8 protein-coding genes are annotated in these 12,399 nt (G+C 71.9%); 6 read left to right on the forward strand and 2 right to left on the reverse strand.

Annotated elements, in window-relative coordinates; translation table 11 throughout:
- Positions 1 to 154: 154 nt before the first annotated feature.
- The 4 genes from RGE_RS22620 (at position 155) to RGE_RS22635 (ending at position 9,164) form a co-directional block, all read left to right on the forward strand.
- Positions 155 to 3,043, forward strand: coding sequence for a chemotaxis protein CheB (locus RGE_RS22620; protein WP_232504965.1), 2,889 nt, complete (start codon positions 155 to 157; stop codon positions 3,041 to 3,043).
- Positions 3,040 to 5,199, forward strand: coding sequence for a sensor histidine kinase (locus RGE_RS22625; protein ID WP_043784393.1), 2,160 nt, complete (start codon positions 3,040 to 3,042; stop codon positions 5,197 to 5,199). Before RGE_RS22620 ends, RGE_RS22625 begins: the two co-directional genes overlap by 4 nt.
- A 75-nt stretch (positions 5,200 to 5,274) precedes the next feature.
- A complete protein-coding gene (gene uvrA, locus RGE_RS22630; protein WP_014430820.1) occupies positions 5,275 to 8,220 on the forward strand; it encodes an excinuclease ABC subunit UvrA in 2,946 nt (981 codons plus the stop codon).
- Positions 8,221 to 8,312: 92 nt separating this feature from the next.
- Positions 8,313 to 9,164, forward strand: a complete 852-nt coding sequence (locus RGE_RS22635) for a hypothetical protein (protein ID WP_014430821.1) — start codon at positions 8,313 to 8,315, stop codon at positions 9,162 to 9,164.
- 59 nt (positions 9,165 to 9,223) lie between these two features.
- Here RGE_RS22635 and RGE_RS22640 read toward each other — a convergent pair whose 3' ends face one another.
- A complete protein-coding gene (locus tag RGE_RS22640) occupies positions 9,224 to 9,667 on the reverse strand; it encodes an SWIB/MDM2 domain-containing protein (RefSeq protein WP_014430822.1) in 444 nt (147 codons plus the stop codon).
- A gap of 167 nt (positions 9,668 to 9,834) precedes the next feature.
- On the opposite strand from RGE_RS22640, the gene RGE_RS22645 reads away from it, so the two are divergent.
- On the forward strand, positions 9,835 to 10,194 hold the full coding sequence (locus tag RGE_RS22645; protein ID WP_014430823.1) for a phage holin family protein: 360 nt from the start codon (positions 9,835 to 9,837) through the stop codon (positions 10,192 to 10,194).
- On the opposite strand, the gene RGE_RS22650 is transcribed toward RGE_RS22645, so the two are convergent.
- The gene (locus tag RGE_RS22650; protein ID WP_148280260.1) at positions 10,195 to 11,772 is read right to left on the reverse strand and encodes a M48 family metalloprotease; all 1,578 of its coding nucleotides are present in this window, start codon (positions 11,770 to 11,772) and stop codon (positions 10,195 to 10,197) included.
- Positions 11,773 to 11,914: 142 nt separating this feature from the next.
- Here RGE_RS22650 and moaC point away from each other — a divergent pair, with 142 nt between their 5' ends.
- A complete protein-coding gene (gene moaC, locus RGE_RS22655; protein ID WP_014430825.1) occupies positions 11,915 to 12,397 on the forward strand; it encodes a cyclic pyranopterin monophosphate synthase MoaC in 483 nt (160 codons plus the stop codon).
- Positions 12,398 to 12,399: the final 2 nt, after the last annotated feature.

Below are 12,399 nucleotides of genomic sequence, written 5' to 3' on the forward strand. Positions count from 1 at the left end.
GGCAAACGGGGAGACCCGGAAGGGGCGGGGGAAGGTGGCGGGAAAGAGCCAAGAACAAGCACCGGCGCGGGCCGAGTCCGACGCCGAAGAGCTGGAGATTGCGCCGCCCGCGCCGGCCCTCCTGCTGCCGCCCGATGAGCCGTTCGCCGGACGCGTGGTCGCCATCGGCGCCTCCGCCGGCGGCCTGGACGCGCTGGCCCGCGTCTTCAAGGCCCTGCCGCCGGACACCGGCGCGGCCTTCGTCGTGATCCAGCACCTGTCGCCGGACCACAAGAGCATGATGGCCGACCTGCTCGGTCGCTACACCGAGATGCCGGTGTGCGTGGCCGAGCACGACATGGCGCTGGCCGCCAACCGCGTGCACCTGATCCCGCCGGGCAAGATGATGCGCGTGGCCGGCGACCGGCTGCAGCTCGCACCCAAGCCCGAACACGGGCTGACGCTGCCGATCGACACCTTCTTCGGCAGCCTGGCCGAGCAGTTCGCCGACCGGGCGGTGGCCGTCGTGCTCTCGGGCACCGGCTCCGACGGTTCGCGCGGCGTGCAGGAGATCAACGCCGCCGGCGGCATCTTCTACGTCCAGGACCCGACGACGGCCAAGTTCGACGGCATGCCGCTGTCGGCCAGCCAGGCCGCGCACTACGACTTCATGGGCAGCGCCGAGGCGCTGGCCGCGCAGCTGACGACGCAGCTCGTCTCGCCGCGCGCCGAGGGCACGCGGCTGCTGTCGCCGCACGCGCCGGCGGTGGCCCAGCCGCTGGACGCGATCCACGAGATCCTGCTGCATTCCAGCGGCATCGACTTCCGTCAGTACAAGCCGACGACGGTGCTGCGGCGCATCGAGCGCCGCATGCAGGTGCTGCACTGCAGCTCGCTGCTCGATTACCGCGAGCGCCTGGCCGGCTCGCCCGACGAGCAGGTGCTGCTGCGCCGCGAGCTGCTGATCCCGGTGACGCGCTTCTTCCGCGACAGCGAGGTCTACGACCTGCTCGCCGAGCAGGTGATCCCCGAACTCGTCACCCGCGCCGGCCCGGAAGGCATCCGCGCCTGGGTGGCCTGCTGCGCCACCGGCGAGGAGGCGTACTCGATCGCGATCCTCTTCGCCGAGGCCTTCCGCGCCGCCGGGCGCACGCGGCCGGTGAAGATCTTCGCCACCGACGTCGAGCAGCAGTACCTGGACCACGCCGCCGCCGGCCTGTACCCGGACACGATCGCCGCCGAGGTCTCGCCCGAGCGGCTGTCGCAGTTCTTCATCGAGCGCCAGGGCCGCTACCAGGTGCAGCCCGAGCTGCGCCAGATGATCATCTTCGCGCGCCACAACGTCATCGCCGACCCGCCGTTCACGCGCATGAACCTGGTCACCTGCCGCAACGCGCTGATCTACCTGGAGCCGGCGGCGCAGGAAAGCGCGCTGCGCCGGCTGCAGTACGCGATGGCGCCGGGCGCGCACCTGATGCTCGGCCCCAGCGAGTCGCTGGGCGAGCTGCAGCGCGACTTCCAGCCGCTGAAGGCGCGCAGCAAGGTCTACCGCCTGCTGCGCCGCGACCGCTCGGCCGCGACGATGGACATGCGCGGCCTGCACCACACGCGCCTGGGTGACCCGGCCAAACGCGGCTCGGGCCTGCCGCCGCTGATGCCGCGCCCCGGCAACGACGGCGCGCTGGCGCTGCTGATGCAGCACTACGCGCCGCCGTCGGTGGTCGTCAGCGAGGCCCGCCAGCTGATGCGCGTCTACGGCGACACGCGCCAGCTGCTGCAGTTCGCCGAAGGCCAGGCGACGCTGGACCTGATGAAGCTGCTGCCGCGCGACCTGGTGCCGGTGGCCAGCATGCTGCTGCAGGGCATCTGCACCGAACGTTCGCCGCAGCGCTCGGCGCCGATCCGCCTGCCCGACGGCGACGGCTGGTGCCGCGTGCAGCTCGTCGCCCGGCCGCTGGACGGCAGCGACGACGGCGGCTTCGCGATGCTGTCGCTGGAGACGCTGCCCGAGCGCGGCGCGGCCACCGAGCCCGACGGCACGCCGGTGCCGGCCGATCCGCCCGACGATCGCTACCTGCGCCGCATCGAGGAGCTCGAGCGCGACCTGGCGGTGATGCACGACAACCTGCAGGCGACGATCGAGGAGCTCGAGACCTCCAACGAGGAGCTGCAGGCGACCAACGAAGAGCTGATGGCCTCCAACGAGGAGCTGCAGAGCACCAACGAGGAGCTGCAGTCCGTCAACGAGGAGCTCTACACCGTCAACTCCGAGTACCAGGAGAAGGTCGACGTCCTGAACTCGGTCAACGCCGACCTGGAGAACGTCTCCAAGGCGGCGGCGATCCCGACCGTGTTCGTCGACGAGCAGCTGCGCCTGACGCGCTTCACGCCCGAGGCGACGCCGCTGTTCCACCTGCGCCAGGGCGACGAAGGCCGCTCGATCGAGGACTTCGCCCACCGGCTGGACTATCCCTCGCTGTTCGCCGACCTGCGCCTGACGCTGGAACGCGGCAGCGTCACCGAGCGCGAGGTGCGCAGCCGCAGCGGCCAGTGGTGGCTGGCGCGCATCCAGCCCTACCCGGGCCGCTCGCCGGGCGCCAGCCGCGCGGTGATGACCTTCGTGAACATCGACTCGGTCAAGGACTCCGAGCGCCTGCAGGCCGTCATCGACTCGCTGCCGCAGCACGTCGCCGTCGTCGACCTGCACGGCGCGATCACGCGCGTCAACGAGGCCTGGCGCCGCTTCGCCACCGAGAACGGCGACCCGGCGGAGCGCCGCACCGGGCCGGGCAGCAACTACCTGCGGGTCTGCGCCGAGGCGGCGCTGTCGGATGCCGACGCCCGCCGTGCCCACGAGGGCCTGACCGCGGTCCTCGAAGGCCGCATCCCGATGTTCCAGATGCACTATCCCTGTCACGCACCGGACCAGAAGCGCTGGTTCCTGATGTACGCGGCCCCGATCCGCCATTCGGCGGGCGGCGCCGTCGTCAGCCACGTCGACATCAGCGAGTGGGTCCGCTTGAGCGGGGGTTCGCTGCCCGACGGCAGCAAGGCGAACGCATGAGCGAGATGCAACTGAGGCAACGGGTGCGCCAGCGCGACCGGCTGGTCGCGCAGGTGGCGAACAACGGCGCGGACCTGCGCAGCGAGCTGCTCGACGCCGTGCAGCGCGGCGATCTCGGCGCCGCCGAGGCGGCGCTGCAACGCAACGACACCAAGGTGCGCACGCTGGCCGAGGAGCTGCGCATCTACCAGGCCGAGCTGCACGCCCAGGCCGACGAGCTGCAGCAAAGCCGCGAGCGCACCGAGCAGGCGCTGTCGCGCTTCACGACGCTGTTCCTGGGCATGCCGGTGGCGTCGATGCTGGTCAGCTTCAACGGCGAGGTGCTCGAGCAGAACGGCCAGGCCGAGCGCCTGTTCTCGATGCAGCGCCAGACGATGAGCGCGCGGCTGCTGTTCCGCATGGTCGACTCGCAGCAGTACCAGCAGCGCGTGCGGCCGGCCTTCCACCAGGCGCGTGCGCTGGGCTCGATCACGCTCGACGAGGTCGGCTTCGTCGCCGAGGACGGACGCCGCTTCATCGGCGAGATGCACCTGTCGACGCTGCCCGGCGACGACGACGACAAGCCGCAGTTCGCGATGGCCGTCATCGACCGCACCGAGCACATCGAGGACGTGCGCGCGCTGCGCGAGACCACCGAGGCGCTGCGCGTGCGCGAGGCCTTCCTCGCCGACTCGGCGCGCCTGGCGCGCATCGGCGGCTGGGAGTACGACATCGAGTGCGGCACGATGCGCTGGTCCTCGCACCTGCGCCGCGTCTTCGAGATCGCCGCCGACGAACCGGCGACGCTGGAGCGCACGCTGCAGCTGTGCACGCCCGACGGCCACGCCGCGCTGTCGGGGGCGCTGCACGCGGCCAAGCCGGGGCAGGCGCCGTTCGACTTCGAGCTCGACATGCACGACGCCCACGGCCGCGCGATGCGCGTGCGCGTCGTCGGCCGCGCCGAGCTCGGCGACGACGGCCCGCTGGTCATCGGCATGTTCCAGGACGTCACCGCCCAGGCCCAGGCCCGGCGCCAGATCGGCGAGCTGACCGAGCGCCTGAGCGTGGCCAACGATGCCGGCGGCATCGGCGTCTGGGACTGGGACCTGCAGCACGGCGAGCTCTACCTCGACGGCCGCATGCGCGAGCTGGCCGCCTACGGCGACGGCACGCCGCCGTCGGACCTGTGCGCCGCGCTCTCGCCCTATCTGCACCCGGAAGACGCGCCGAGCTTCGTCGACGCCGTGCACCAGGCCGTCGAGGCCTGCACCGCCTTCGGCATCGAGCTGCGCCTGGCGCCGGGGCCGGTTGGCGAGCGCTGGCTGCACCTGGCCGGGCGCGCCCACGTCGAAGGCGGCATGGCGCCGCGTACCGTGCGCCTGGTCGGCTGCGCCTGGGACACGACCGGCGAGCACGAGCAGGCCCGGCTGCTGGCCGCCAAGCAGGCCGCCGAATCGGCCAACCGCGCCAAGACGGTGTTCCTGTCGCGCGTCAGCCACGAGCTGCGCACGCCGCTGAACGCGATCCTCGGCTTCTCGCAGCTGATGCGGCTGGAGGCCGAAGCCGGCGACCTGGTGGTCAAGCCCTACCGCGTCGCGATGGTCGAGGACGCCGCGCGCCACCTGCTGGAGCTGGTCAACGAGCTGCTCAACGTCTCGGGCATCGAGAGCGGCCAGCTGGCGATGAAGCGCGTCGCGCTGGACCTGCGCCCGCTGGTGCGCGACTGCCTGCAGATGATCGCCGCCCAGGCCGCGGCGATGCAGCTGACGATGGACGACCGCTGCAGCGACGGCCCGCCGCTGCTGGTGCTGGCCGACCCGCTGCGCACCAAGGAAGTGCTGCTGAACCTGCTGTCCAACGCCGCCAAGTACAACCGCACCGGCGGCCGCATCATGGTCTCGGCGCGGCACTTCGCCGGTTATGTCGAACTGACCGTCGCCGACACCGGCCGCGGCCTGTCGGAGCAGCAGCTGGCCGAGCTGTTCCAGCCCTTCAGCCGCGCCGGGGCCGAGTGCTCGGGCATCCCGGGCTCGGGCATGGGACTGTACTTCAGCAAGCGCGTCGTCGAGGCGATGGGCGGGCGCATCGAAGTCGAGAGCGTCGCCGGCGAGCGCACCGCGTTCACCGTCGCACTCGACGAGGTGCCGCTGCACGGCGAGCCGGGCCTTCGCATCTGACGCGCGGCGCAGGAGCGCTGGCGCCTCGGCGCCGGCGCTCGCTATGATGGCCGGTTGCCCGCCGCTCGCCCGCCGATGCCCGAACACCGTCCACGCCCCGCCCACGCCGCCGAAACCACGGCGCTGCGCGTGCGCGGCGCCCGCACGCACAACCTGAAGAACGTCGACCTCGACATCCCGAAACACGCGCTGGTCGTGATCACGGGGCTGTCGGGTTCGGGCAAGTCCAGCCTGGCCTTCGACACGCTGTACGCCGAAGGCCAGCGGCGCTACGTCGAGAGCCTGTCGGCCTACGCGCGCCAGTTCCTGCAGCTGATGGACAAGCCCGACGTCGACGTCATCGAAGGGCTGTCGCCGGCGATCTCGATCGAGCAGAAGGCCACCAGCCACAACCCGCGTTCGACGGTCGGCACGATCACCGAGATCCACGACTACCTGCGCCTGCTGTACGCGCGCGCCGGCACGCCCTACTGCCCCGAGCACGGCCTGCCGCTGCAGGCGCAGAGCGTCAGCCAGATGGTCGACGCCGCGCTCGCGCTGCCGCCCGAGACCAAGCTGATGGTGCTGGCCCCGGTGGTGCGTGACCGCAAGGGCGAGTTCGTCGAGCTCTTCGCCGACATGCAGGCGCGCGGCTACGTGCGCTTTCGCGTCGGCAACGACGGCCAGCCGGGCGCGGTCGTCGAAGCCGACGCGCTGCCGGCGCTGAAGAAGACCGAGAAGCACGACATCGACGTCGTCGTCGACCGGCTGAAGACGCGGCCCGACATGAAGCAGCGCCTGGCCGAGAGCTTCGAGGCCGCGCTGCGCATCGCCGACGGGCGCGCCATCGCGCTGGAGATGGACACGGGCCGCGAGCACCTGTTCAGCAGCAAGTTCGGCTGTCCGGTGTGCAGCTACTCGCTGCCCGAGCTGGAGCCGCGGCTGTTCTCGTTCAACTCGCCGGTCGGTGCCTGCCCGGCCTGCGACGGCCTGGGCCAGGTGACGGTGTTCGACCCCGAGCGCGTCGTCGCCTTCCCGTCGCTGAGCCTGGCCGCCGGCGCGGTCAAGGGCTGGGACCGGCGCAACGCCTACACCTTCTCGCTGCTGGAGAGCGTGGCCGCGCACTACGGCTTCGACATCGACACCGCGTTCGAGGACCTGGACGCGAAGGCGCGCCAGGTCCTGCTCTACGGCTCGGGCGACGAGGAGATCGAGTTCTCGTACACCGCCGAAGGCACCAAGGGCCGCCAGCGCAGCGTCAAGCGCCGCCATCCCTTCGAAGGGATCATCCCGAACTTCGAGCGCCGTTTCCGCGAGACCGACTCGGCCGCGGTGCGCGAGGACCTGGTGCGCTACCAGGCCGCCAAGCCCTGCCCGCAGTGCGAAGGCACGCGGCTGCGGCGCGAGGCGCGCCACGTCTTCCTGCGCCATGCCGGCGAAGGCGACGAGGCGGCGCGCCGAGGCCTGCCGATCTACGCCGTCGAACACGCGACGCTGGCCGAGTGCCTGGCCTACTTCGAGGGCCTGAGGCTCGAAGGCGCCAAGGCCGAGATCGCCGACAAGATCGTGCGCGAGATCCGCTCGCGGCTGCGCTTCCTGAACGACGTCGGCCTGACCTACCTGAGCCTGGACCGCGGCGCCGACACGCTGTCGGGCGGCGAGGCCCAGCGCATCCGGCTGGCGAGCCAGATCGGCAGCGGGCTGTCGGGCGTGATGTACGTGCTCGACGAGCCCAGCATCGGCCTGCACCAGCGCGACAACGAGCGCCTGATCGGCACGCTGCAGCACCTGCGCGACCTGGGCAACTCGGTGCTCGTCGTCGAGCACGACGAGGACATGATCCGCGCCGCCGACCACGTCGTCGACATGGGCCCGGGCGCCGGCGTGCACGGCGGGCGCGTCATCGCCCAGGGCACGCCCGAGGAGGTGGCGGCCGACCCCGAGTCGCTGACCGGGCGCTACCTGGCGCACACGCTGCGCATCGAGGTGCCCCAGCGGCGTGTCGCCGCCGACGCCGAACGCGGCGTGCTGCGCATCGTCGGCGCGCGCGGCCACAACCTGAAGGGCGTCGACGTCGAGATCCCGGTCGGGCTGCTGACCTGCGTCACCGGCGTCAGCGGCTCGGGCAAGAGCACGCTGGTCAACGACACGCTCTACACCGCGGTCGCCAAGAAGCTCTACCAGAGCCACGCCGAGCCGGCCGAGCACGAGCGCATCGACGGCCTGGAGGCCTTCGACAAGGTCATCAACGTCGACCAGAGCCCGATCGGGCGCACGCCGCGCTCCAACCCGGCGACCTACACGGGGCTGTTCACGCCGATCCGCGAGCTCTTCGCCGAGGTGCCGATGGCGCGCGAGCGCGGCTACGGCGCCGGGCGCTTCAGCTTCAACGTCGCCGGCGGGCGCTGCGAGGCCTGCGAGGGCGACGGCGTCATCAAGGTCGAGATGCACTTCCTGCCCGACGTCTACGTGCCCTGCGACGTCTGCCACGGCGCGCGCTACAACCGCGAGACGCTGGAGGTGCTCTACAAGGGCCGCAGCATCACCCAGGTGCTGGAGATGACGGTCGAGGAAGCCAACGGTTTCTTCTCGGCGGTGCCGGCGATCGCGCGCAAGCTGCAGACGCTGCTCGACGTCGGCCTGGGCTACATCCGCCTGGGCCAGGCGGCGACGACGCTGTCCGGCGGCGAGGCCCAGCGTGTCAAGCTGGCGCTGGAGCTGTCCAAGCGCGACACCGGGCGCACGCTGTACATCCTCGACGAGCCGACCACCGGCCTGCACTTCCACGACATCGGCCTGCTGCTCAAGGTGCTGCACCAGCTGCGCGACGCCGGCAACACCATCGTCGTCATCGAGCACAACCTGGACGTCATCAAGACCGCCGACTGGCTGATCGACATGGGCCCGGAAGGCGGCTCGGGCGGCGGCCGCGTGCTGGTGGCCGGCACGCCCGAGGACATCGCCGCGCATGCCGGCAGCCACACCGGGCGTTTCCTGGCGCCGCTGCTGGAGACGGCGCGCCGCTGGCACACCCCCGACTGAATGCCGCGGCCGTTTGCGCCTCGGGATGGCGCCGCGGCCGCGCCGGGGCCAGCATCAGGGTTCGGACGAGGCTGGGAGGCCCGGGGAACCCGATGGACACGACACAAGCGCTGCGCGACTGGCTGGAAGTCGCCTGGAACCGCCACGACACGGCCCCGTACGAGCTGACGCTGGAACTCGTCGCGCGCGCTTCGACGCTGCCCGACGACGACGACGGCGCCGACGCCGTGCGGCTGGCGCGTCACACCGCGCTGGGCCACCTCGGGCGGACCGACCTGCTGCACACCTTCGTCGCCGCGCTGCCGGCCGGCGCCAAGCTCGACGCGGCGCGCTCGCGCGCCCAGTGGGCGCTGGCGCAGGTCGAGGGCCGACAGGCCGAACCGCTGCCCGAGGTCGCCGCCTGGGCCCTGCTCGGCGACGTCGTGCAGGCCGAGCTGCGCCGCGGGCGCCACGACGCGCCGCGCGTGCGCCTGCTGCCGCTGGAGACGCGCGCCGCGAACCACCCCGACCCGGCCGCGCGCCAGGCCTACGCCGCGACGGCGCACAACGTGGCCCAGGCGCTGCGCCTGGGCCCGCGCGAGCCGGCGCTGGACGCGCTGATGATCGAGATGGCCGAACTCGAACGCCGCGCCTGGGAGCGTGCCGGCACCTGGATGCACGTCGAGCGCGCCGACTACCACCTGGCGCTGTGCCATGCCGCGCTCGGCCACGGCGCGCAGGCGCAGGCGCACGCGGCGGCCTGCATCGCGGCCTGCGAGGCGCATGGCGCCGAGGCCTCGGAACGTTTCTTCGCCCATGAATGCGCCGTGCATGCGGCGCATGCGGCCGGCGACCGCGAGGAGCTGGCCCGCCACCGCGAGGCGATGCTCGCGCTGCTGGCCGAGGTGCAGGACGCCGAGATGCGCGCCTTCTGCGAGAAGACGCTGGCGGCGGCGCCGCAATGAAAAAGGCCGGCTGACGCCGGCCTTCGTGGTGGACAACGGGCGCCAGGCGCCCGCGTGCCTCACTTGAGGTGGCTGCTGATCAGCTTGGTCATCTCGAACATCGAGACCTGCGCCTTGTCGAAGATCGCCTTCAGCTTGGCGTCGGCGTTGATCATCGTCTTCTTGGCCTTGTCTTGCAGGCCGTTCTTCTTGATGTACTCCCAGACCTTCTTCGTGATCTCGGTGCGCGGCAGCGGCTTGTCGCCGATGACGGCGGCCAGAGCGGCGCTCGGGGTCAGGGGCTTCATGAAGGCGGCGCTGGGGGTGCGCTTCTTCGCGGCGGCCTTCTTGGCGGGCGCCTTCTTGACCGCCGGGGCGGCCTTCTTCGGGGCGGCAGCCTTCTTCGCCGGAGCGGCGACGGCCTTCTTCGCGGGAGCGGCGGCCTTCGTGGCCGGAGCCGCCTTCTTCGCCGGTGCCTTGGTGGCCGCGGTCTTCTTCGCGGCGGTCTTCTTCGCAGTTGCCATGGGAATGTTCTCCGTCAGAGTGGCTCGACGCCGGCGCTGCGCGAAGCCTCATGGGAGCCTCGTCTGGCAGGGAGCGCCGTGCACGCGGGATGGTACCGCCTCACGAGGGCCGCTGAGAAGCTGTTTTCATAGGTGGAATGCATTCTCGCCACGCTATGCTGCGCCCTATGAAGATCCTCGCGAGATGGTTCCTGCTCGCCGCTGCGCTGCTGCTGGTGGCCAACCTCTATCCCGGCGTCACCGTGCAGAGCTTCGGCACTGCGCTGATCGCGGCCCTGGTCCTGGGCCTGCTGAACACGCTGGTGCGGCCGCTGCTGGTGCTGCTCACCCTGCCCGTTACGCTGCTGACGCTGGGCCTGTTCCTCTTCGTCATCAACGCGCTGATGTTCTGGGCCGCGGCCAGCGTGCTCGACGGCTTCCGTGTCGCCGGCTTCGGCGCGGCGCTGATCGGCTCGGTGATCTACAGCCTGTGCGGCATGGTCATCGACGCCGCCGTCGAGCAGCTCTTCGGCCGCTCGGCCCCCTGATCAGCGCGGGCAGTCGCGCACCTCGACGCCCTCGATCGGCGCGGGGTTGCCGCCGTCGGCCCGGGCGTCGCAGAACGCACGGCGCTGCTGCGCACGCAGCTCGCGCAGGCGCGCGTCGATCACCGAAGCCTCGATGAAGTCCTGGCCGGCGGCGCCGCGTGCCGCGGCCTGGCCGGCACGCAGCCGGTCGATGGCGCCGTTCACGTCGCCCGAGACGTAGCGCGCCTCGGCTTCGGCACGCACCGCACGCAGCTTGAAGCCGGCGGCGTCGGCGGTGGCGGCCAGCTGCGTCCAGGCGCCGGCATCACGCGGATGCTCGGCGACCCAGGTCTGCAGCGATTCGGTGCTGGCGCGCAGCGCCTCGGGAGCCGCCTTGCCGCCACGCTGCAGGTCGAGTGCCGCCTGGGCGCGCATCAGCAGCGGCGCGCGGCCGCGCGCATCGACGCCGATCGTGTCCAGCACCTGCAGCGCCGCGGCGGGCTGGCCGGCGGCCAGCCGCACCTGCACCAGCAGCAGCTGCACGTCGCGCTCGGCCTGCGGTTCACGCGGGCTGGCCTGCTGCACGAGCGCCAGCGCCTGCGAGGCCAGGGCCTCGGCCTTGGCGTATTCGCGCAGCAGCGAGGCCGACAGCGCCGCGGCGTAGAACGCCCCCAGGCGCTCGCGCAGCGGCGCGTCGGCCGCGCCGCCGCCCTGGTCGACGAGGCGCTGCAGCACCTGCGGGTCGGTGTCCATCAGCACGCGCGAACGCTGCTGCATCAGCGCATGGCGCAGCGGCGGCGCGAGCTTGCCGTCGCCGCTGAACATCGCACGCGAGCGCGCCTCGCTCAGGCGCTCGACCGTCAGCGGGTGGCTGCGCAGGTAGGGGAAGCCGCCGCTGTCGTTGAGCCGCGTGGCGGTGTCGAGCTTCTCGAACATCTGCGCCATGCCCTGCGGCGCGAAGCCCGCCGAGGCGAGCGTGCTGTAGCCGATGCGGTCGGCCTCGCGTTCCATGTCGCGCGAGAAGTTGAGCTGGCCCTGGATCGACGCCGCCTGGCTGCCGACGATGGCCGCGTTGGCGACGTCGGCGTTGTTGCTGCGCGCGGCGGCGACCAGCCCCAGCAGCAGCGCCGCCAGGCTGATCATCGAGTTGCGCTGCGCGGCGATGCTGCTGCGCGCGATGTGGCGCTGGGTCACGTGCGACAACTCGTGCGCCAGCACCGAGGCGAACTCGTCGCTGCTGGCCGTCAGCGCGATCAACCCGAGGTGCACGCCGACGAAGCCGCCCGGCAGCGCGAAGGCGTTGACGCTGCGCTCGCGCAGCAGGAAGGGCTCCCAGGCGAACTGGCGGTCGAGCTCGGCCTCGATGTTGCCGTTGGCGCGCGACGCCGCCACCAGCGGCTGGAAGATCGAGTTCAGGTACTCGAGCAGCACCGGGTCGTCGAGGTAGGACGGATCGGCGCGGATCTGGCGCATCACCTGCTCGCCCAGGCGGCGTTCGGCGCCGAGCGTGATGTCTTCGACCGCCGACTCGCCGAGCGAGGGCAGGCGCACCTGCGCCGGCACCACCTGGACGGCGAAAGCCAGCGCGAGCGCCAGCACGAGGGCACGGGGACGACGCGGGGAACGCGGGGAGGAAGAGAGCGTCAAGGCAGGGTGTCCGTCGGGAGCACCGGACGCGGCCGGCGCGCGTGCATGCAGCGGCCTATGATGACACCGTCGCGTTGCCCCCTTGTTTCCGTCGATGAACTCTCCGCTCACCCACTTCGACGCCCAGGGCCGGGCGCAGATGGTCGATGTCGCCGCCAAGGACGAGACGCACCGCGTCGCGCGCGCCGCCGGCACGATCCGCATGCTGCCGGCGACCTTCGAGCTCGTCGCGCAAGGCCGCGCGGCCAAGGGCGACGTGCTGGGCGTCGCGCGCATCGCGGCGATCCAGGGCGCCAAGCGCACCGCCGAGCTGATCCCGCTGTGCCATCCGCTGCCGATCACGCGCGTGGCCGTCGAGTTCGAGCTCGACGCCGCCACGTCCAGCGTGCGCTGCGAAGCCCAGGTCGAGACGCGTGGCCGCACCGGCGTCGAGATGGAGGCGCTGACCGCGGTGCAGGTCGGCCTGCTCACCATCTACGACATGTGCAAGGCCGCCGACCGCGGCATGGTGATGACCGACGTGCGCGTGCTGGAGAAGCGCGGCGGCAAGAGCGGCGACTGGGTCGCGCCGGACTGAGC

Source organism: Rubrivivax gelatinosus IL144 (assembly GCF_000284255.1).
Taxonomy (GTDB): Bacteria; Pseudomonadota; Gammaproteobacteria; order Burkholderiales; family Burkholderiaceae_C; genus Rubrivivax; species Rubrivivax gelatinosus_A.